The sequence below is a fragment of the Variovorax sp. LjRoot130 genome (assembly GCF_964253755.1).
Taxonomy (GTDB): Bacteria; Pseudomonadota; Gammaproteobacteria; order Burkholderiales; family Burkholderiaceae_C; genus Variovorax.
This window is the reverse complement of record NZ_CAXURM020000001.1, coordinates 5,678,511-5,698,191: the sequence shown is the minus strand read 5'-3', so window position 1 is coordinate 5,698,191 and position 19,681 is coordinate 5,678,511. Positions and strand designations below refer to the sequence as shown.

Annotated in this window: 19 protein-coding genes; 14 read left to right on the top strand and 5 right to left on the bottom strand. The window is 67.2% G+C overall.

Going from position 1 to position 19,681, the window contains the following annotated elements; all coding sequences use genetic code 11:
• Positions 1-624, top strand: coding sequence for a response regulator transcription factor (locus tag ACSQ86_RS28225; RefSeq protein ID WP_436292027.1), 624 nt, complete (start codon positions 1-3; stop codon positions 622-624).
• Here ACSQ86_RS28225 and ACSQ86_RS28220 read toward each other — a convergent pair.
• Both ACSQ86_RS28220 and ACSQ86_RS28215 read right to left on the bottom strand, forming a co-directional pair.
• Positions 621-1,274 carry an OmpA family protein gene (locus ACSQ86_RS28220; protein ID WP_093108592.1) on the bottom strand — a complete coding sequence of 218 codons (654 nt, stop codon included), beginning with the start codon at positions 1,272-1,274 and terminating at the stop codon, positions 621-623. The two genes, ACSQ86_RS28225 and ACSQ86_RS28220, sit on opposite strands and share 4 nt — an antisense overlap.
• 38 nt (positions 1,275-1,312) lie before the next feature.
• On the bottom strand, positions 1,313-1,474 hold the full coding sequence (locus tag ACSQ86_RS28215; RefSeq protein WP_185878812.1) for a hypothetical protein: 162 nt from the start codon (positions 1,472-1,474) through the stop codon (positions 1,313-1,315).
• Here ACSQ86_RS28215 and mltA point away from each other — a divergent pair.
• The 5 genes from mltA to ACSQ86_RS28190 all read left to right on the top strand — a co-directional run bounded on the left by mltA (position 1,473) and on the right by ACSQ86_RS28190 (position 8,089).
• Positions 1,473-2,621 (top strand): murein transglycosylase A, encoded by a 1,149-nt coding sequence (gene mltA / locus ACSQ86_RS28210; protein ID WP_436310075.1) that lies wholly within the window; start codon positions 1,473-1,475, stop codon positions 2,619-2,621. The genes ACSQ86_RS28215 and mltA overlap by 2 nt on opposite strands.
• A 45-nt stretch (positions 2,622-2,666) precedes the next feature.
• Positions 2,667-3,041: an SMR family transporter gene (locus tag ACSQ86_RS28205; RefSeq protein ID WP_093108594.1), complete on the top strand. Its 375-nt coding sequence runs from the start codon at positions 2,667-2,669 to the stop codon at positions 3,039-3,041.
• Between the two features lie 7 nt (positions 3,042-3,048).
• Positions 3,049-4,482, top strand: coding sequence for a UbiA family prenyltransferase (locus tag ACSQ86_RS28200; protein ID WP_436306000.1), 1,434 nt, complete (start codon positions 3,049-3,051; stop codon positions 4,480-4,482).
• A gap of 2 nt (positions 4,483-4,484) precedes the next feature.
• Entirely contained in the window at positions 4,485-5,708 is a 1,224-nt protein-coding gene (locus ACSQ86_RS28195; RefSeq protein ID WP_436310074.1) for a hypothetical protein, read from the top strand.
• Positions 5,709-5,842: 134 nt separating this feature from the next.
• A complete protein-coding gene (locus tag ACSQ86_RS28190; protein WP_436310073.1) occupies positions 5,843-8,089 on the top strand; it encodes a PhoX family protein in 2,247 nt (748 codons plus the stop codon).
• A gap of 12 nt (positions 8,090-8,101) precedes the next feature.
• Here the strand turns inward: ACSQ86_RS28190 and ACSQ86_RS28185 are convergent, their stop codons facing one another.
• Complete coding sequence (locus ACSQ86_RS28185) at positions 8,102-8,575, bottom strand: Lrp/AsnC family transcriptional regulator (RefSeq protein WP_093108597.1); 474 nt, start codon at positions 8,573-8,575, stop codon at positions 8,102-8,104.
• A 106-nt stretch (positions 8,576-8,681) separates the two neighbouring features.
• Here ACSQ86_RS28185 and mdeB point away from each other — a divergent pair, with 106 nt between their 5' ends.
• Genes mdeB through ACSQ86_RS28170 form a run of 3 tightly spaced genes read left to right on the top strand, consistent with a single transcriptional unit; the run spans position 8,682 to position 12,542 of the window.
• Positions 8,682-11,306 (top strand): alpha-ketoglutarate dehydrogenase, encoded by a 2,625-nt coding sequence (gene mdeB / locus ACSQ86_RS28180; RefSeq protein WP_436310072.1) that lies wholly within the window; start codon positions 8,682-8,684, stop codon positions 11,304-11,306.
• Between the two features lie 53 nt (positions 11,307-11,359).
• Complete coding sequence (locus ACSQ86_RS28175) at positions 11,360-11,845, top strand: helix-turn-helix domain-containing protein (RefSeq protein WP_436310071.1); 486 nt, start codon at positions 11,360-11,362, stop codon at positions 11,843-11,845.
• Positions 11,838-12,542 carry a nucleotidyl transferase AbiEii/AbiGii toxin family protein gene (locus tag ACSQ86_RS28170; protein ID WP_436305995.1) on the top strand — a complete coding sequence of 235 codons (705 nt, stop codon included), beginning with the start codon at positions 11,838-11,840 and terminating at the stop codon, positions 12,540-12,542. The genes ACSQ86_RS28175 and ACSQ86_RS28170 overlap by 8 nt, the downstream gene beginning before the upstream one ends.
• A 32-nt stretch (positions 12,543-12,574) precedes the next feature.
• On the opposite strand, the gene ACSQ86_RS28165 is transcribed toward ACSQ86_RS28170, so the two are convergent.
• Positions 12,575-12,811, bottom strand: a complete 237-nt coding sequence (locus ACSQ86_RS28165; protein ID WP_093108600.1) for a hypothetical protein — start codon at positions 12,809-12,811, stop codon at positions 12,575-12,577.
• 242 nt (positions 12,812-13,053) lie between these two features.
• Here ACSQ86_RS28165 and ACSQ86_RS28160 point away from each other — a divergent pair, with 242 nt between their 5' ends.
• From ACSQ86_RS28160 to ACSQ86_RS28145, 4 genes are all read left to right on the top strand, one after another.
• Entirely contained in the window at positions 13,054-14,085 is a 1,032-nt protein-coding gene (locus ACSQ86_RS28160; RefSeq protein ID WP_436292035.1) for a Bug family tripartite tricarboxylate transporter substrate binding protein, read from the top strand.
• Between the two features lie 99 nt (positions 14,086-14,184).
• Positions 14,185-14,709: a tripartite tricarboxylate transporter TctB family protein gene (locus tag ACSQ86_RS28155; protein ID WP_436305994.1), complete on the top strand. Its 525-nt coding sequence runs from the start codon at positions 14,185-14,187 to the stop codon at positions 14,707-14,709.
• A 21-nt stretch (positions 14,710-14,730) separates the two neighbouring features.
• Entirely contained in the window at positions 14,731-16,260 is a 1,530-nt protein-coding gene (locus ACSQ86_RS28150; RefSeq protein WP_436305993.1) for a tripartite tricarboxylate transporter permease, read from the top strand.
• 18 nt (positions 16,261-16,278) lie between these two features.
• Positions 16,279-17,115 (top strand): cytidylate kinase family protein, encoded by an 837-nt coding sequence (locus ACSQ86_RS28145; RefSeq protein WP_436310070.1) that lies wholly within the window; start codon positions 16,279-16,281, stop codon positions 17,113-17,115.
• Between the two features lies 1 nt (position 17,116).
• Here ACSQ86_RS28145 and ACSQ86_RS28140 read toward each other — a convergent pair whose 3' ends face one another.
• Positions 17,117-17,725, bottom strand: coding sequence for a Crp/Fnr family transcriptional regulator (locus ACSQ86_RS28140; RefSeq protein WP_436292204.1), 609 nt, complete (start codon positions 17,723-17,725; stop codon positions 17,117-17,119).
• A gap of 154 nt (positions 17,726-17,879) precedes the next feature.
• Here ACSQ86_RS28140 and oxc point away from each other — a divergent pair, with 154 nt between their 5' ends.
• On the top strand, positions 17,880-19,667 hold the full coding sequence (gene oxc, locus ACSQ86_RS28135) for an oxalyl-CoA decarboxylase (RefSeq protein ID WP_436305991.1): 1,788 nt from the start codon (positions 17,880-17,882) through the stop codon (positions 19,665-19,667).
• The last annotated feature ends 14 nt before the right edge of the window (positions 19,668-19,681 follow it).

Sequence of the window (19,681 nt, the reverse complement as noted above, 5' to 3'; positions counted from 1 at the left end):
ATGCAACCCTTGATCGATGCCCTCATCTTCATCGTCGACGACGACGCCAGCGTGCGCGAGGCGCTGGCCTGGCTGCTGCGTTCGCGCCGGCTGGTGAGCGAACATTTCGCGAGTGCCGAAGCCTTCGAATTGCGTTTGATGGAGGAGCCGCTGGCCGATCAGCCGCACTGCCTGCTGCTCGACGTGCGGATGCCCGGCACCAGCGGGCTGGTGCTGTTCGACCGGCTGGCCGAGCGCGGCCTGCTGGAAGTCATGCCAGTCATCTTCCTGACCGGCCATGCCGACGTGCCCACGGCGGTGGACGCGGTGAAGCGCGGCGCCTTCGATTTCTGCGAGAAGCCCTTTTCCGACAACGCGCTGGTCGACCGCATCGAGCATGCGCTCGGCGCCTCGCTGCGCGCCATCGAGGCGCAGCGCGCGCGACGCCTCCTGATGCGCCGTGTCGAGGAACTGACCGAGCGCGAGCGCGAGGTGATGCGGCGCGTGGTCGAGGGCCTGCCCAACAAGCTGATCGCCGAGCAGCTCTCCATCAGCGTGCGCACGGTGGAGGTCCACCGTGCGCGCGTGTTCGAGAAGATGGAAGTCAAGTCGGCCGTGGAGCTGGCCAACCTCCTGCGCCCTTAGCCTTGCGGGCGTTCGCCCACATAGATCTCAACGCGCCGGTTCTGCGCCCGGCCGGCATCGCTGTTGTTGTCGGCGACCGGTTCGCGCGAGCCGCGGCCTTCGATGCGGAAGGCCTGCTGCGGCACGCCGCGCGCGATCAGGTAGTCGCGCGTGCTGGCGGCGCGGTCGACCGACAGCGGGTTGTTGATCGCGTCGGTGCCGGTGCTGTCGGTGTGGCCGATGATGCGGACCTCGGCGTTCGGGTTGTTGCGCAGGCCGTTGGCGAACTGGTTGAGGATCGGCGCGAAGTTCGGCTTGATGGCAGAGCGGCCGGTGTCGAAAGAGACGTCGCTCGGGATCGCGAGCTTGAGCTCGTTGTTGGGGGTCTGGGTGACGGCGATGCCGGTGCCCTGCGTGGCGGCCTGCATCTCGCGCTTCTGCGCTTCCATGCGCTGCGACCAGAGATAGCCGCCCAGCGCGCCTGCGGCCGCACCGACCGCAGCGCCCGTGCCGATGGCGCGGCTGTCGCCACCGGTTGCCGATCCGATGACCGCGCCGCCAAGGGCGCCGATGCCGGCACCGATGCCCGTATTGCGCTGGGTGTCGCTCATGCCGGCGCAGCCCGAGAGCACGAGGGCGGCTGCGGTGGTGGCGAGTACGAGTTTTTTCATATGAATTCCTTTTAGACGCTGGATTCAGCGAGGAGGAATTATGTTGAGCCCCCCGGCGGTGGCTCGTCGGACGAAGACTCTTTTTCAGAATCACCTGCATCGTGCATTTCGCCGCGCTTGCGCCCTGAGAACATGGTCCACCAGACGATCAGCACCAGCACGATTCCGGCGCCCAGCGCTTCAAGCAAAATCAAACCCATGACAAAAGGACTCCAGTGGCTGGTCGGGCTCGCGATCGTAGCAACGCTCGCCGGCTGTTCGGTCGGCACCTTGCAGCCCGAAGCGGCGACAACGCCCGCAGCCGTGCCGGGCACCAGCGCGCAGCGCGAGCTGGGACCGCTCACCGGGTCGCTCGCGCATCCCAAGAGCCGCTGGGTGCCCGTGTCCTGGTCCGAGCTGCCGGGCTTCGGCGACGACGCGCTGCATGAAGGCTGGAGTGCGCTGATCGCGAATTGCGCGCGCCCCAACACGGCCTTCGCGCCGCTGTGCCGCGAGGTGCGCCAGCTGGCGCTTGCCGAGACTGATGAACAGCGCGAATGGATGCAGCAGAGGCTGCAGCCCTACCGCGTCGAATCGCTCGCGGGCGGCCAGAACGAAGGCAAGCTCACGAGCTATTACGAGCCGGTGTTCGACGCTTCGCGGCGGCCGACCGCCACCCACACCGTGCCGCTCTACCAGGCGCCCGCCGGTCTGGTGGCGCGCCGTCCCTGGTACACGCGGCAGGAGATCGACACCCTGCCGCAGGCCCAGGCCGCGCTGCGCGGCCGCGAGATCGCCTGGCTGGCCGATCCGATCGACGTGCTGATGCTGCACATCCAGGGCTCGGGGCGGCTGCGCATCACCGAGGCCGACGGCTCCCAGCGCACCGTGCGCGTGGCCTTCGCGGCCACCAACGAGCAGCCGTACAAGAGCGTTCAGCAATGGCTCCTGAGCCAGGGCGCGACGAAAGTCAGTCTGTGGCCGGACGACACCAAGCAGTGGGTGGCGCAGAACCCGCAGCGCCTGTCGCAACTGCTGTGGAGCAATCCGCGCTACGTGTTCTTCCGCGAGGAGCCGCTGTCCGAGACCGATGCGGCCTCCGGCCCGGTCGGTGCGCAGGGTGTGCCGCTCACGGCCGGGCGCTCGATCGCGGTCGACCGCGAGAGCATCCCTTACGGCACGCCGGTCTGGCTTGCCTCGCCCGGGCCGGTGGTGCCGCTCGCGAAGCTGGTGGTCGCGCAGGACACGGGCAGCGCGATCGTCGGCGCAGTGCGCGCCGACTACTTCGCCGGCACCGGCGCCGAAGCGGGGCGCCTGGCCGCGCGCGTGAATCAGCCTCTGCGTTTGTGGGTCTTGTGGCCGAAGTAACGGGTGCCAGGGCATGATCCTTGCCTTCGACGGGCAAGGATCTTCATGAATCTCCAGACCTTTTCGATCATCTTCGCGGGCGTGCTGCTCAACTCGGCGGCGCAGCTGATGCTCAAGGCCGGTGCCAAGACGCTGGGCACGGTGGCCATGGGCAGCGGCGCCTCGCTGATGGCGGCCGCATGGAACGCGGCCACGCAGCCGTGGATCCTGCTCGGCCTGGTCTGCTATTTCCTCAGCGCAGGGCTGTGGATCCTCGCACTGACGCGCGTGGACGTGACCGTCGCCTATCCCATGCTGTCGATGGGCTACGTGATCGCGGCCCTGCTCGCGTGGCAGCTGTTCGGCGAGCCGCTGACCGCCGGCCGGGTGTTGGGCATCGCCATCATCATGGCGGGCGTCGTGGTGCTGGGCCGGAGCTAGGGTCCTGATGACAGGCCTCAATACCATGCGCCCGCTCTACGTCGATCTCGATGGCACGCTGATCGCCACCGACCTGCTGCACGAATCCCTGCTGCAGCTGGTGCGCGCTTCGCCGCTCTCGCTGCTCTCCCTTCCGCTGTGGCTGCTGCGCGGCAAGGCGGCGTTCAAGGACGAGGTGGCGCAGCGCGCCACCGTCGATGTCACGACCCTGCCCTACCGGCCCGAGGTGATCGAGTTGGTGCGCAGCGCGCGCGCCGCCGGCCGCCGCACGGTGCTGGCCACGGCAAGCGACGCCAAGCTCGCGCACGCGGTGGCGCGGCACCTGGACCTTTTCGATGCGGTGCTCGCCTCCGACGGCGAGCGCAACCTGCGCGGCGCGGGCAAGCTGGCGGCGATCGAGGCCGACGCCGGCGGCCGCGCCTTCAGTTATGCAGGCGATCGCAGCGTGGACCTCGCGGTCTGGCGCGGCGCCGAGGCCGCGGTGGTGGTCAGCCGCTCCGAATCGCTGGCCCGGCGCGCGGCCGGCGCGACCACGATCGAGGCACGGATCGTGCCGCCGCGCACCTCCTTCAAGCGCTATCTGTACGGCGCCCGTTTGCATCAGTGGCTCAAGAACCTGCTGATCTTCCTGCCGCTGATGCCGGTGCTGCACGATCTCACGCAGTCGCTGGTCGTCAACGCTGCGCTCGCCTTCCTGGCCTTCGGCCTCATGGCCTCGGGCATCTACGTGCTCAACGATCTGCTCGACCTCGAAACGGACCGGCGGCATCACCGCAAGCGTACGCGGCCCTTCGCCGCCGGGGAGATCTCGGTGCCGGCGGGCCTGGTCATGACAGGCCTTCTGTGTGCGAGCTCGCTGGCGCTGTCGCTCGCGCTGCTGCCGGATGCCTTCGTGGGCGTGCTGCTGCTCTACATGGCGCTGACCACCGCCTACTCGCTGCACCTCAAGCGCCGTGCGGTGGTCGACGTGTTCTCGCTGGCCGCCCTCTACACGATCCGGGTGGCGGCCGGCACGGCGGCCACCGGGCAGCCGCTGTCCTTCTGGATCCTCTCGTTCTCGCTTTTCATCTTCCTGAGCCTGGCGCTGGCCAAGCGCTATGTCGAGTTGACCGGCCCGCCCGCCGAGGTGCGCCAGATGAAGCGCAACCGCGGCTACGTGGCCACCGATGCGCCTTTCGTGCTGTGCACCGGCGTCGCAGCCGGGCAGATGGCGGCCCTGCTGCTGGGCCTCTACCTGCACGACCAGCAGATGGTGGCGCGCTACGAGAACCCCCAATATCTTTGGGTGCTGATCCCGGTCTTCCTGTTCTGGACCATGCGCATCTGGCTCAAGGCGATCCGCGGCGTGCTGCACGACGACCCGGTGGTCTTCGCCGCGCGCGATTGGGTCAGCCGGCTGGCCGTGGCGATCGGCGCCGTCGCGCTATGGATGGCAGGCTGAATGTGACCCCATCCACGACGACACGCAGCCTCGCCTGGGATGCGCTGCTCGCCGCCTTGCTCGCGGCGCTGGCCCTGATGCTGCTGGCGGCGCTGTCGCGCCAATTGCCGCCGCAGCTCTTCAAGCCCGAGGGCCTCGACGCTTGGTTCCAGGCCGACCTGCCGCGCGCGCTGGCCAACATGGTGGATTCGCAGAGCAACCACTACCGCACCAAGGTCCATCCGATCGCCTCGATCCTCATCCATCCGCTGGTCGCCGGCCTGCGCGTGCTGTGGCCGGGCAGCGATCTGCAGGTGGCGATGCGCTTCGCGGCGCTGGTGGCGGCGCTGTGGGTGGTCTCTTTCTATGCGCTGTGCCGGTTGCTCGGCGCCGGCCGCTTCGTTGCGCTCGGCTTTTCCCTGCTGGCCATCGCAAGCGCCGGCTTCCAGTTCTGGTTCTCGGTGCCGGAGACCTTCGGCATCGGATCGCTGACCCTGCTGTGGGTGCTGCTGGTCGCGGCGCTTGCGGTGCATCGGCCGGTGAGCGACCGCCTGCTGATCGCCGCCAGCATCGCAAGCCTCAGCATCACGGTCACCAACTGGGTCGCGGGGCTGGCGCTGGCCGTGGTCCAGCGGCCCTGGCGGCGTGCGTTCGCCATCAGCGCGATCGCGTTCGTGGTCGTCGCCGTCGTCTCGGTGGCGCAGCGCTTCCTCTACCGCTTCGCCAAGTTCTTCTTTCTCGGCAGCCGGGAAGAGGCGGACTACGTGAACCTGGAGCAGTCGGGCACCGTGCTGCACAAGCTCGCCGGCATGTTCTGGCATCCGATCAGCGTGCCCGAAGTGCTGCTGGCCAAGGCCTCCGAAGCGCCCAAGCTGAACTGGCTCACGGTGCAGCTGAGCGCGCCCGGTTCGGGCAGCTGGGCCGGCATGCTCGCGCTCGGCCTGTGGACCCTGCTGCTGGCGGCCGGCGTGCACGGGCTCGTGCGTTCGCCGCAGTGGCATGCCTTCGGCAAGGTCCTCGGGCTCACGCTGGCGGCGCAGGTTGCGCTGCATCTGATCTACGGCGAGGAGACTTTTCTCTACGCCGCGCACTTCCTGCCGCTCTTGATGGCGCTCGCGGTGTTTGCCGCGCGTTCGCTGCCGGGCCCTGTCGCCGCGTGCATCGCGCTGCTGACGGCCGGGCTCGCGGCCTTCAACAACGCCGCGATGTACGAGACGGCGGCGCGCCTGCTGCAGCACGCGCGCTGAGAGAACGACCGCCGGCGGCGGAGGAGGCCGCGCGTCGCGGATCTGACCCATGCCTGACTTCCGGGCGTCACATTGAACTTTTAGCGTACCGGGCTGAGTTTTTCTACAACCAGTCCCCACTGAAAGTTTTGCGAATGACCGCCAAGACCCATAACGAAATCGCTGCGATCGACCCCGACGACATCGGCCACAACTCAAGCCCCAACCCCTCCTTCAACGACCTGATCGCGTCGCGCCTGAGCCGTCGCCATCTGTTCGGCCTGGGCGTCGGCACCGCCGGCGCCGCTCTGTTGCAAGCCTGCGGCGGTGGCGGCAGCGGCGGCGGTTTCCCGGTGCTGCCGGCTGCGCCGGCACCCGCTCCGGCCCCTGCGCCCGCACCGGCGCCGGCCGCACCCAAGCTGGGCTTCACGGCCGTCGCCAAGAGCCTGGACGACGTCGTCAGCGTGCCGCCCGGCTATACCGCCACCGTGCTGTACCGCCTCGGCGATCCGATCGCGGCCGGCGTGCCTGCCTATGCGAACGACGGCACCGATGCGCCGGCCACCTACGACAAGCGCGCCGGCGACCACCATGACGGCATGACCTTCTTCGGCATCAATGCTTCGAACAAGTGGGACCCGGCCAATGCCACGCGCGGCCTGCTCGCGATGAACCACGAAGCCATCACGCCGCTGTTCCTGCATCCCACCGGCCAGACCATCGTCGGCACCGGCAACGCCGCCGTCCGCAGCGTCGCCGACGAAGTGCAGCGCGAGTTCTTCCTGCACGGCGTGAGCGTGATCGAGGTCAACAAGGGCGCGAGCAGCTGGAGCTACAAGCAGGACTCGAGCTTCAACCGCCGCGTCCACACGCTGACCGAGATGACTTTCTCGGGCCCGGCTGCGAACGCCGACTACCTGAAGACCAAGTTCAGCGCCGACGGCAGCAAGACCCGCGGCACGCTCAACAACTGCGCCAACGGCACCACGCCCTGGGGCACCTACCTGACCTGCGAAGAGAACTGGGCCGGCTACTTCCGCCGCATCACCGCGACCGACAACCCCAGCCGCAGCGCCAAGGAGATCGCCGCCTTCACGCGCTACGGCGTTGCCGGCACCGGTCGCGAACTCTGGTCCACCGTCACGCCCGACACGGCCGACAACATCTACGGCCGCTGGAATGCCCAGGTCACCGGCGCCACCGCCACGGACGACTACCGCAACGGCGCCAACACCTACGGCTGGGTGGTCGAGATCGATCCCTTCACGCCCGGCAGCACGCCGAAGAAGCGCACCGCGCTCGGCCGCATGGGCCACGAAGGCGCCTGCCTCGGCCCGGTGGTGGCCGGCAAGCCCCTGGTCTGGTACATGGGCGACGATTCGCGCAACGAGTACATCTACAAGTTTGTGTCGACCAAGGCCTGGGATGCGGCCGACATCAACGGCGGCCTGGCGGCCGGCGACAAGTACATGGACGACGGCAAGCTCTACGTCGCCAAGTTCAATGCCGACGGCACGGGCGTGTGGCTGGAGCTCAAGCTCGGCGTCAACGGCATCACGGCGAGCAATCCCGCCTACGCCTTCGCCGACGCGGCCGACGTGGTGATCAACGTGCGCCTCGCGGCCGATGCGGCCGGCGCCACCAAGATGGACCGCCCCGAGTGGACGGCCGTCAATCCGAAGACCGGCGAGGTCTATGTGACCCTCACCAACACCAACGCCGCCTCGCGTCCCATCACGGCCACCGATGCGGCCAACCCGCGCTTCTACAACGACCCCAAGGGCGTGGCCGCAACGGCGCAGACCGGCAATCCCAACGGCCACATCGTGCGCTTCGCGGACGACGGCGCCGACCCGGCGGCCCTGAGCTTCAAGTGGGACGTGTACCTGTTCGGCGCGCGCGCCACGGCTTCGGCGGACGTCAACCTCTCGGGCCTGGTCGCCGACAACGACTTCTCGAGCCCCGACGGCCTGTGGTTCAGCAGCGTGACCGCCGGCCTGCTGTGGCTGGAGACCGACGACGGCGCCTACACCGACGTCACCAACTGCATGCTGCTGGGCGCCGTGCCCGGCAAGGTGGGCGACGGCGCTGCCAAGACCATCACCAACGTCGACGGCGTGACCACGCGCACGCAGGCCACCTTCGTCGGCAAGGCGCCGGGCACCGACGGCCTGCGCCGCTTCCTCGTCGGCCCGAAGGACTGCGAGATCACCGGCATCGCCGAATCGGGCGACGGCCGCGCGCTGTTCGTCAACATCCAGCACCCGGGCGAGACCACGGCGGCAGCGAACATCGGCAACCCGGCGCTCTTCGGCAGCCACTGGCCCGAAGGCGGCAATGCGCGTCCGCGCTCGGCCACGGTCGTGATCACGAAGAACGACGGCGGTCTGATCGGCTTGTAAGGCCCGAGCGATTCAGGACGGCGCTGCCGGCAGCGGCAGCGCCGTTTTGTAGCGCACCTGCTTGAGCGCAAAGCTCGAGCGGATCTTCTCGATGCCCGCAATGGGCGTCAGCTGCTCGAGGATGAATTTCTCGAGCGCACCGATGTCGGGCAGCGCCACGCGGATCAGGTAGTCGCTGTCGCCGGTCATCAGGTAGCACTCCATCACCTCGTCGTGCTCGGCGATGCGCTGTTCGAAGTCGGCCAGCGACTTCTTGCTTTGCGTCTTGAGGCTGATCGAAATGAACACGTTGAGCCCGAGCCCCAGCACGGCCGCGTTGGCCAGCGCCACGTAGCGCTGGATCACGCCGCCCGTTTCGAGCGCCTTCACGCGCGCGAGGCAAGGCGAGGGCGAGAGGTGCACGCGTCGCGCGAGCTCCACGTTCGAGAGTGCGCCGTCGCGCTGCAGCTCGTCCAGGATGCGCAGGTCGATCGCGTCCAGTTGCATGAAATGCTTCAAAGTGGCTGAATGGCGGCATTCTATGCCGTGATAACCTTGAAAGAGCCGCTGGAACGGCAGCCCATTCCATCGGAGGCGGCCTAAAGTGCGGTTCATGAACGCCCCGATTTCTTCCGGTCAGTTGCGCGCACTGATCGACATGCCCTTGAACGATCCCGACCCGGTCGAAACCGCCGAATGGCGCGAGGCCTTCGCTTCGCTGGCCGAGGCGCACGGCCCGGAACGCGCGCGCTGGATGCTCGACGAACTCGCGCGCATCGCACGCACCCAGCGCATCGGCTGGCAGCCCGAGCTGTCGACGCCCTACGTCAACACCATCGCGGTCGAGGCGCAACCGGCGTTCCCGGGCGACCTCGCGATCGAAGAGCGGCTGGCTTCGCTGATGCGATGGAACGCGCTCGCGATGGTGGTGCGCGCCAACCAGGCCTATGGCGAGCTCGGCGGCCACATCGCGAGCTATGCGAGTGCGGCCGACCTGTTCGAGACCGGCTTCAATCACTTCTTCCATGCGCGCGACGAGAAGCAGCGCGGCGACCTCGTGTTCTTCCAGCCGCACAGCGCGCCGGGCGTCTACGCGCGTGCCTTTCTCGAAGGGCGCTTGAGCGAGGAGGATCTCCGGCACTATCGCCAGGAACTCACGGCGCCCGCCCACGGCGCACGCGGCCTCTCCAGCTATCCGCACCCGTACCTGATGCCGGACTTCTGGCAGTTCCCGACCGGCTCGATGGGCATCGGTCCGATCAGCTCGATCTACCACGCGCGCTTCATGCGCTACCTCACGCACCGCAACCTGCTCGATTGCGAGGGACGGAAAGTGTGGGGTGTGTTCGGCGACGGCGAGATGGACGAGCCCGAATCGATGAGCGCGCTCACGCTCGCTGCGCGCGAGCGGCTCGACAACCTCGTGTGGGTGGTCAACTGCAACCTGCAGCGCCTCGACGGCCCGGTGCGCGGCAATGGCCGCATCATCGACGAGCTCGAAAAACTCTTCGCCGGCGCCGGCTGGAACGTGATCAAGCTGGTGTGGGGCAGCGACTGGGACGGCCTGTTCGCGCGCGACAGCGGTGGTGCGCTGGCGCGCGCCTTCGCCAACACGGTGGACGGCCAGATGCAGACCTTCGCGGCCAAGGACGGGCGCTACAACCGCGACACCTTCTTCGGCCAGAACGAGGAGCTCGCGCGCCTCGCGGAAGGCATGACCGACGAGCAGATCGATCGTCTCAAGCGCGGCGGCCACGACCTGGTGAAGATCCATGCCGCCTATGCAGCCGCCGCCGCGCACCGCGGCCAGCCGACGGTGATCCTGGCCCACACCAAGAAGGGCTACGGCATGGGAAGCGCGGGGCAGGGCAAGATGACCACGCACTCGCAGAAGAAGCTCGACGAGCACGACCTGCTCGAGTTCCGCAACCGCTTCGATCTGCCGCTCACCGACGAGCAGGCCGCGCAGGCCGCCTTCTACAAGCCGGCCGAGGACAGCCCCGAGATGCGCTATCTGCGCGAGAAGCGCGCCGCGCTCGGCGGCAGCATGCCCAAGCGCGAGACCGCGTGCGAGCCGGTCGCCAAGCCGGAAATCGCGGCCTACGCGCAGTTCGCGATCGCCGCCGCCGGCAAGGAGATGAGCACCACCATGGCCTTCGTGCGCATGCTGGGCAACCTCATGAAGGACCAGACGCTGGGCCCGCGCATCGTGCCCATCGTGGCCGACGAGGCGCGCACCTTCGGCATGGCCAACCTGTTCAAGCAGGTCGGCATCTATTCGAGCGTGGGCCAGCGCTACGCGCCGGAGGACATCGGCTCGGTGCTCTCGTACCGCGAGGCGACCGACGGCCAGATCCTCGAAGAGGGCATCAGCGAGGCCGGCGCCATCGCGAGCTGGACCGCGGCGGCCACCAGCTACAGCGTGCACGGCCTGGCGATGCTGCCCTTCTACATCTACTACTCGATGTTCGGCTTCCAGCGCGTGGGCGACCAGATCTGGGCCGCGGCCGACCAGCGCTCACGCGGCTTCCTGCTCGGCGCCACCTCGGGGCGCACCACGCTCGGCGGCGAGGGGCTGCAGCACCAGGACGGATCGAGCCACCTGATCGCCGCCACCGTCCCGAACTGCAAGGCCTACGACCCGGCGTTCGCGGGCGAGATGGCGGTGATCGTCGATGCCGGCATCCGCGAGATGATGGTCGAGCAGAAGGACGTTTTCTACTACGTCACGCTGATGAACGAGAACTATGCCCAGCCCGACCTGCCGGCAGGCGCGGAGGTCGATGTGCTGCGCGGCTGCTATCGCTTCGAGGGTCCGGAGCGCGCGTCAGCCAAAGTGACGCTGCTCGGCTCCGGCGCGATCCTGACCGAGGTGATCAAGGCAGCGCAGCTGCTGGCCGCGGAAGGCATCGAGGCCGAGGTCTTCAGCGTCACGAGCTGGAGCGAACTTGCGCGCGATGGGAGAGCCTGCGAGCAGCGTGCGCTGGCCGGCGATGCGGCGCCGGGCACACCCTTCATCGCGCAGCAGCTGGCGGGCGGCAGCGGGCCGGTGATCGCGGCAACCGACTATGTGCGCGCGGTGCCTGAAAGCATCCGTGCATTCCTGCCCGAAGGCCGGCGCTACCTCACGCTGGGCACCGACGGCTTCGGCCGCAGCGACACGCGCGCGGCGCTGCGCCGGTTCTTCGGCGTGGATGCGGCGAGCATCGTAGGCGCAGCGCGCCACGCACTGCACTGATTTGTTTCTCATTCTTGACAAATCACTGATTTTGTCAAGAATGAGAAACACTTATGCCCGATCCAGGCCCTGAGCTCACTCCCCAATCCGCCGAGGCCCTGGCCGCCATCGGCGCCACGGTGCGCTGGCGCCGCAAGGACTTGGGCATCAGCGCCGTGGCCGCGGCCGAAGCTGCCGGCATCTCGCGCGTCACCCTGCACCGGATCGAAAAGGGCGAACCTGCGGTCACCATGGCCGCGTACCTGCGGGTGCTGGTGGCGCTGGGTCTGGCTGTGGCGATCCGGCCGCAGGAGGAAGCTGCTGCGCCCGCCGAAACGCATCGCCGAGGCTGGCTTCCCGCGCGCGTCCGCATCGCCGACTACCCTGGCCTCAAGGAACTGGCGTGGCAGGTCCACGGCCCGCAAGAACTCACGCCGCGCGAAGCCTTGGGCATCTACGAGCGCAACTGGCGGCACCTCGACCCCACGACACTGTCTCCGGCCGAGCGGGACCTCGTCGATGCCCTGCGGTTGGCACTCGGGAGCGACCCTGTTGTTTGAGCGGCCGCACCACCGCCGCGTCGCGCGGGTGCTCCAGGCGCTCGATGGGCCGCGGCTACGCGAACGGGGCTGCCTGTTCGGCGGCGGCACCGCGATCGCGCTGCGCTTCGGCGAGTACCGCGAGTCGGTGGACATCGACTTTCTCGTGTCGGACCTTGCGATGTACCGTCAGCTTCGGCAGGAGATGACCGGCATCGACGGACTTGCGACCGTGACGCGGGCCGATGCCGTGCCGCTGACGCAGGCCGGCGAACTGCGCGCCGACCAGCACGGCATCCGCACGCGCGTGCAGCTCGACGACCAGCCGATCAAGTTCGAGATCGTGTTCGAGGCCCGCATGGCGCTGCAGGTACCCGGCAAGGCCGACGAGCTGTGCGGCGTGCCAACGCTCACGTCCTTGGACATGGCCGCGAGCAAGTTGCTCGCCAACTCCGACTGCTGGGCTGATGACGGCGTATTCAGCCGCGACCTGATCGACCTGGCGATGATGAAGCCGAGCCTGGCGCTGCTGCGCGATGCCGTTGCCAAGGCCGAAGGCGCCTACGGTGCCGCCGTGCGCCGCGACCTGCAGCGCGCCATCGAACGCATGCGCGAGCGCACCGGCTGGCTGGAGCGGTGCATGCAGGTCATGGGCGTCGCCGGTACGCAGGCGCAGGTGTGGCAACAGATCCGAGCGTTGAGGCGGGTGCTCACCTGAGCTGAATACCCACCGGCCTTGGCCGGGCGCGCTCAGCGCAGGCCGACGCGCGAGGCCTGCCAGCGCAACGCGGCAGCGCGCGCCGGGTTGCTGGCTTCGACCTTGTTCGCGTCCAGGTGCAAGGCGCGCATCTGCTCGACTTCTTCGATGATCTTGCCCGGATTCAGCAAGGCATGGACCAGCACGCTGGCTTCATCGGCCAAGGCCTTGAACGCGCCGGCCAGGCCGCCGAAGGCGTTCGCACGGGACGATTGGTCGAGGGTGGACATAGGGAACTCCTGGATTGCAAAGTCGAGTTCCGGTCATCTTATAGGGTTTACCCGATTAGGGGGTAAACCCTAGATTTGTCTCGAAGGGCTGGCGGCGCAGGGCGCGGGCTTACCCGCATACGGAATCTCTGAAAAGTTGACCATGGTCAAGCCGGCTTTGGGCGACGGCGCGCAGCATTCGCTTCACTGGGATTTCGACTGAGATTCCAAGCAAAAAGAGCACAGCCTACCTAGGAGACAACATGATCGGGAATCTCATTTCGCGCACCCGGGCCTGCGGAGCCAGCCTGTCCACCGCGGCCGTCATGGCGCTGGCGGTCACGACACCTGCCTTCGCCGCATGGGAGCCCACCAAGCCGGTGGAATTCGTGATCCCTGCCGGCACCGGCGGGGGCGCCGACCAGATGGCGCGGCTGATGCAGGGCATCATCATCAAGCACAAGCTGATGAAGGAGCCGCTCATCGTCGTCAACAAGTCGGGCGGCGCCGGCGCCGAGGGCTTCCTCGCGGTCAAGGAAGCCAAGGGCGATCCGCACAAGATCATCATCTCGCTGTCGAACCTGTTCACGACGCCGATGGCGACCGGCGTGCCCTTCAACTGGAAGGACATGACCCCGGTCGCGATGATGGCGCTCGACCAGTTCGTGCTGTGGTCGAACGCCGAGGAGCCGTACAAGAGCGCCGCCGAATACATCGCCGCGGCGAAGGCGGCGGGCCCGAGCAAGTTCAAGATGGCCGGCACCGGCTCGAAGCAGGAAGACCAGATCATCACCGTGGCCCTCGAGAAGGCCACCGGCACGAAGTTCATCTACGTGCCCTTCAAGGGCGGCGGCGAGGTCGCGGTGCAGCTGGTGGGCGGCCATGTGCATTCCACCGTGAACAATCCGATCGAGGCGGTTGCCCAGTGGCGCGCCGGCAAGCTGCGCGCGCTGTGCGTGTTCGACGACGAGCGCATGCCCTTCAAGGCCAAGGTCACCGACACGCAGTCGTGGAACGACATCCCGACCTGCAAGGAATCCGGCGTCCCGACCAAGTACACCATGCTGCGCGGCATCTTCATGCCCGCTGGCGTGACGCCCGACCAGCTCAAGTTCTATGTGGACCTGCTGACCAAGGTCGCCGCAACGCCCGAGTGGAAAGAGTACATGGAGAAGGGTGCGTTCAATCCGACCTTCATGACCGGCGACGCGTTCGCGAAATGGCTGGCAGGCGCAGAGGCCACCCACCGCACCCTGATGACCGAAGCCGGCTTCCTGGCCGCCAGCAGCAAGTAACCGGGCGCCGAGCGGCGAACGCGACAGCCATCACCCCGCGCGGGGGATGGCGAGGGCGCCGCATTGGTTTTCATCACACACACACACGATGGGGGCTCCATGGAGCACGACGAGAAATCCGGCGACGCCGCGGCGCGCACGGGCGTTGCCACCAACCTGGTCGAAGCGGTGGTTGCGGCGGTCCTGTTGATCATCGGCCTGGGCGTGATCTTCGAAAGCCGCAGGCTGGGCGCCGGCTGGACCACCGACGGCCCCGGGGCGGGCTACTTTCCCTTCTACATCGGCCTGATCATCACCATCTCGGGCGCCGGCATCCTGTATCAAGCCCTGCTCGGCAAGAACAGGAAGACCGAGGTCTTCGTCGATTCGGAGCAGCTGAAGCGCGTGATGTCGGTGCTGGTTCCGGCGACGGTGTATGTGCTGGCCGTTTCCTTCCTGGGGCTGTACATCGCATCGGCGCTCTACATCGCGCTGTTCATGATCGTTCTGGGCAAGTACTCGTGGGTCAAGAGCGTCCTCATCGCGCTGGCCGTCAACACGCTCTTCTTCTTCATGTTCGAAGTGTGGTTCAAGGTGCCCCTTTTCAAAGGCGCGCTGGATCCTCTTCGCTTTCTCGGCTACTGAATCTCTGGGAGCGAACGCGAAATGGAAGAAATCAGTGCCCTGATGCAGGGCTTTGCAGTGATCCTGACGCCGATGAACATCGGCCTGATGTTCGTCGGCATCATCCTCGGCGTGCTGATCGGCGTGCTGCCGGGGCTGGGCGGGGCGAACGGGGTGGCCATTCTGCTGCCCCTCACCTTCACGATGTCGCCGACCTCGGCCATCATCATGCTGTCGTGCATCTACTGGGGTGCCTTGTTCGGCGGCGCCATCACCTCCGTGCTGTTCAATATCCCGGGCGAGCCGTGGTCGGTGGCCACCACCTTCGACGGCTATCCGATGGCCCAGCAGGGCAAGGCCGGTGCGGCGCTGACCACCGCCTTCACCTCGTCCTTCGTGGGTGCCTTCCTGGCGGTGGTGATGATCACCTTCCTGGCGCCGCTGGTGGCCAAGTTCGCGCTCAAGTTCGGCTCGCCCGAATTCTTTGCGGTGTACCTGTTGACCTTCTGCAGCTTCGTCGGCATGGGCAAGGGCTCGCCCTTCAAGATCCTGGCGTCGATGGCGCTCGGCTTCGCGCTGGCCAGCGTCGGCATGGACACCGTGACCGGCCAGCTGCGCCTCACCTTCGGGCAGCCCGAGCTGATGCGCGGCTTCGACTTCCTGATCGCGGTCATCGGCCTGTTCGGCATCGGCGAGATCCTGCTGTCGATGGAGGAAGGCCTCAAGTTCTCCGGCAAGAGCGCGAAGATCGATCCCAAGGTAGTGCTGCAGACCTGGAAGCAACTGCCGCAGTACTGGGTGACCTCGCTGCGCAGCTCGCTGATCGGCATCTGGATGGGCATCACGCCCGGCGGCGCCACGCCGGCCTCGTTCATGAGCTATGGCCTGGCCAAGAAGATGTCGAAGAACGGCACTAAGTTCGGCACCGGCGAAATGGAAGGCGTCGTGGCGCCCGAGACCGCTGCGCACGCCGCCGGCACCAGTGCGCTGCTGCCGATGCTGGCGCTCGGCATTCCCGGTTCGCCGACCGCTGCGGTGCTGCTCGGCGGCCTGCTGATCTGGGGGCTGCAGCCGGGTCCGCTGCTCTTCGTCGAACAGAAGGACTTCGTCTGGGGCCTGATCGCCAGCATGTACCTCGGCAACATCGTCGGCCTCATCGTGGTGCTGAGCACGGTGCCGCTGTTCGCCTCGATCCTGCGCATTCCGTTCTCGATCATCGCGCCGGTGATCATCGTGATCTGCGCGATCGGCGCCTATACCGTGCACAACGCGATGCTCGACATCTGGTTCATGCTCGGCTTCGGCGTGGTGGGCTACATCTTCAAGAAGCTCGACTTCCCGCTGGCGCCGCTGGTGCTCGCGCTGGTGCTCGGCGACAAGGCCGAAGACTCGTTCCGCCAGGCCATGCTGGTCTCGCAGGGCGACGTCATGATCATGTGGTCGAACCCGCTGGTCGGCGGCATCACCACGCTGGCGCTGACCATGCTCTTCTGGCCGCTCATCTCGAAAGTGATGGCGTTGATCAAGCCAAAAAAGTCTGACGAGTTCGCCGTCGAGCGGCCGGTGGACTGAAAGCGCAGAGGAGGCCACATGCCCGTCATCGCAATGACCCAGGAGATGGGTTCCCTCGCCAAGGATGTGTCGCTGCGGCTCGCCGAGTCGCTCGGCCTGGCCGTCATGCGCCACGAGGCCATCGAGCGCGTGGCCGACCGGGCGCAGGTGTCCACCAGCCTGATCGGCCGCCTGCGCGACGGCAAGGCGGGGCTGGTGGAGCGGCTCACCACCGACCGGCGCAGCGTCGCCCTCTACACCGCGGAAGAACTGTTCGCGCTGGCCGACCGCGGCAATGTCGTGCTGCGCGGCTGGGGCGCCACCTGCCTGCTGCGCCCCGTGCCGCACGTGGTGTGCGTGCGCATCACGCGCTCGTTCAAGAAGCGGGTCGAATGGCTGATGGGCCACTTGGGCACCGACGATGTCGAATTCGCGGAAGCCGAGCTGCGCCGCAGTGACCAGGCGCATGCCTCGCGCATGAACGACCAGTTCGGCGTCACCTGGGGCGACCCGGTGCTCTACGACCTGGTGCTCAACACGGACCGCGTGTCGGTCGAGAGCTGCGTGGAGCAGATCTGCCTGTTGGCGAGCCGACCGGAGTTCGCCGAGACCGCCGAATCGCGCGCCATGCTCGCCAACATGGCGCTGGAGGCGCGCGTTCGCGCGGCGCTGAAAGAGCATGCGGCGACGCGCGATATCAACATCACGATCAACGCCAGGCAAGGGCAGGTCGCACTGCGCGGGATCGTGCTCGACACGGAAGAGCGAAGCCAGACCGAGGATGTTGCGGCGGCGGTGGCCGGCGTGCACAGCGTCGACAACCAGCTGAGGCTGATGACCAGCTCGCGGCTGTTCGCCTCATCCAAGCAGACCTGAGTTAGATCTTTCCGCGCTTTTTCAGGCGGCTCAGGGTTTCCGCGGAGAGATTGAGATAGGAGGCCAGTTCCTTGCTCGGAATGCGATCCACCAGCTCCGGATGCTTGCGCATGAAGCGGTGCACGCGGCCGGGCGCGTCGAGCAGGTGCAGCGTGATGGTGTGCGCCATGATCTCGCTCATCCCGCGCATGACGCTGAACTCGAACAGCTCCTTGGCTTCCGCATGCCGGTTCAGGAACGCGATCCATTCCTTCAGCGGCAGGCTGGCCACGCGCGCCTTGGTCACGCACACGATGCCGTACGGCGTGGGCGTCCCCAGCCGCAGCGCGGCATAGCTGGTCTCCATGTCGTTCTCGTCGGCGAAGCGCAGGATCATTTCCTTGCCCTCCGGATTGCTCACCACCCGCTTGAGGATGCCGTCGAGGATGAAGTACTGCTCCATCTCGCGCACGCCCTGGTGCAGCAGGAAGTCGCCTTTGTTGCCGTCCACCACGGAGAGATGGGTTTCCAGTTCGGCGCGGTCGCTCTCGCTCAGATCCTTGAGAAGGATGTTTTGCCGGAGCTGGGCTCGGATGATGTTTTTTTCCGGGTGGTTTTCCAACAACGTCATGGTTCCCGTCTTGCTCGATTTCGCAACAACCGCCGGTTCATCGGTACGGCGAACGTTTTCCGGAAAGTTGACCGCGGTCAACAGCTGAAAGCCTGGGCCCGAATCATAGTCTTGGCTCGGCCCCCGGCCATTCATCCAAAGCAAAAGGAGAGACATGTCTTCAGTTAGCACAGACAAACAGGCAGCCCTGGCGGCCGACGACACGCTCCAGCGCGCGCTCAAGAACATGACCGACGACGCGCCGGCCCGCGAAACGACCGATGGCTTCCACCTGGTGATCGACGCGCTGAAGCTGAACGACATCGACACCATCTTCGGCCTGCCCGGCATCCCGATCACCGACCTCACGCGCATGGCGCAGGCCGAAGGCATGCGCGTGATCTCGTTCCGTCACGAGCAGCACGCCGGCAACGCGGCCGCGGCCGCCGGCTTCCTGACGCAGAAGCCCGGCATTTGCCTGACGGTGTCGGCGCCCGGCTTCCTCAACGGCCTGACCGCGCTGGCCAATGCCACCACCAACTGCTTCCCGATGATCCTGATCAGCGGCTCGAGCGAGCGCGAGATCGTCGACCTGCAGCAGGGCGACTACGAGGAGATGGACCAGCTCGCGATCGCCAAGCCGCTGTGCAAGGCGGCCTTCCGCGTGCTCCATGCCGAGGACATCGGCGTCGGCATCGCGCGGGCGATCCGCTCGGCCCTGTCGGGCCGCCCGGGCGGCGTGTACCTCGACCTGCCGGCCAAGCTGTTCGCTCAGACCATGGACGCGGCTGCCGGCAAGCGATCGCTGATCAAGGTGGTCGATCCGGCGCCGCGCCAGATTCCGGCACCCGACGCGGTGAAGCGCGCGCTCGATCTGCTCAAGAGTGCCAAGAAACCGCTGATCCTGCTGGGCAAGGGCGCGGCCTATGCGCAGGCCGACGCCGACATTCGGGCGCTGATCGAGAAGACCGGCATCCCCTACCTGCCGATGTCGATGGCCAAGGGCCTCCTGCCCGACACCCATGTGCAGTCGGCCGCGGCCGCGCGTTCCTATGTGCTGCAGGAAGCCGACGTCGTGATGCTGGTCGGCGCGCGCCTCAACTGGCTGCTGTCGCACGGCAAGGGCAAGACCTGGGCCCAGGAGAAGGGCGCCAAGCAGTTCATCCAGATCGACATCGCGCCGACCGAGATCGACAGCAACGTCGCGATCGCCGCGCCGGTGATCGGCGACATCGGCTCCTGCGTGGCGGCGCTCCTGGCCGGCGTCGACGCCAAGTGGGCCAAGCCGCCGGCCGACTGGACCGGCGCCATCGCCGAGCGCAAGGACAAGAACCTGTCGAAGATGGCCGCCACGCTGGCTGCCCGGCCCTCGCCGATGAACTTCCACAGCGCGCTCAGCGTGATCCGCGATCAGGTGAAGGCGCGGCCCGATGCCATCGTTGTCAACGAAGGCGCCAACACGCTGGACTTCGCGCGCAGCATCGTCGACATGTACGAGCCGCGCAAGCGCCTCGACGTGGGCACCTGGGGGATCATGGGCATCGGCATGGGCTTCGCGGTCGCCGCGGCCGTGGTCACCGGCAAGCCGGTGATCGCCATCGAGGGCGACAGCGCCTTCGGCTTCAGCGGCATGGAAGTCGAAACCATCTGCCGCTACAACCTGCCCATCTGCATCGTCGTCTTCAACAACAACGGCGTCTACCGCGGCACCGACGTGAACGTGAGCGGCACGCCCGACGTGGCGCCGACCGTGTTCGTCAAGAACGCGCGCTACGACAAGCTGATCGAAGCCTTCGGCGGCGTCGGCGTCAACGCCACCACCGCCGACGAGCTGGAAAAGGCCCTCGCCGAGGCCGTCGCCTCCGGCCGGCCGACCCTGATCAACGCCGTGATCGACGAGACCGCCGGCACCGAAAGCGGCCGCATCACCAGTCTGAACCCGGCGACGGCGAAGAAGAAGTAATCCCAGGCAACACA

Coding starts and splice junctions, on each gene's coding strand:
- ACSQ86_RS28225 (WP_436292027.1), top strand. CDS start 1: ATGCAACCCTTGATCGATGCCCTCATCTTCATCGTCGACGACGACGCC.
- ACSQ86_RS28220 (WP_093108592.1), bottom strand. CDS start 1,274: ATGAAAAAACTCGTACTCGCCACCACCGCAGCCGCCCTCGTGCTCTCG.
- mltA (WP_436310075.1), top strand. CDS start 1,473: ATGACAAAAGGACTCCAGTGGCTGGTCGGGCTCGCGATCGTAGCAACG.
- ACSQ86_RS28215 (WP_185878812.1), bottom strand. CDS start 1,474: ATGGGTTTGATTTTGCTTGAAGCGCTGGGCGCCGGAATCGTGCTGGTG.
- ACSQ86_RS28205 (WP_093108594.1), top strand. CDS start 2,667: ATGAATCTCCAGACCTTTTCGATCATCTTCGCGGGCGTGCTGCTCAAC.
- ACSQ86_RS28200 (WP_436306000.1), top strand. CDS start 3,049: ATGACAGGCCTCAATACCATGCGCCCGCTCTACGTCGATCTCGATGGC.
- ACSQ86_RS28190 (WP_436310073.1), top strand. CDS start 5,843: ATGACCGCCAAGACCCATAACGAAATCGCTGCGATCGACCCCGACGAC.
- ACSQ86_RS28185 (WP_093108597.1), bottom strand. CDS start 8,575: ATGCAACTGGACGCGATCGACCTGCGCATCCTGGACGAGCTGCAGCGC.
- mdeB (WP_436310072.1), top strand. CDS start 8,682: ATGAACGCCCCGATTTCTTCCGGTCAGTTGCGCGCACTGATCGACATG.
- ACSQ86_RS28175 (WP_436310071.1), top strand. CDS start 11,360: ATGCCCGATCCAGGCCCTGAGCTCACTCCCCAATCCGCCGAGGCCCTG.
- ACSQ86_RS28165 (WP_093108600.1), bottom strand. CDS start 12,811: ATGTCCACCCTCGACCAATCGTCCCGTGCGAACGCCTTCGGCGGCCTG.
- ACSQ86_RS28160 (WP_436292035.1), top strand. CDS start 13,054: ATGATCGGGAATCTCATTTCGCGCACCCGGGCCTGCGGAGCCAGCCTG.
- ACSQ86_RS28155 (WP_436305994.1), top strand. CDS start 14,185: ATGGAGCACGACGAGAAATCCGGCGACGCCGCGGCGCGCACGGGCGTT.
- ACSQ86_RS28150 (WP_436305993.1), top strand. CDS start 14,731: ATGGAAGAAATCAGTGCCCTGATGCAGGGCTTTGCAGTGATCCTGACG.
- ACSQ86_RS28145 (WP_436310070.1), top strand. CDS start 16,279: ATGCCCGTCATCGCAATGACCCAGGAGATGGGTTCCCTCGCCAAGGAT.
- ACSQ86_RS28140 (WP_436292204.1), bottom strand. CDS start 17,725: ATGACGTTGTTGGAAAACCACCCGGAAAAAAACATCATCCGAGCCCAG.
- oxc (WP_436305991.1), top strand. CDS start 17,880: ATGTCTTCAGTTAGCACAGACAAACAGGCAGCCCTGGCGGCCGACGAC.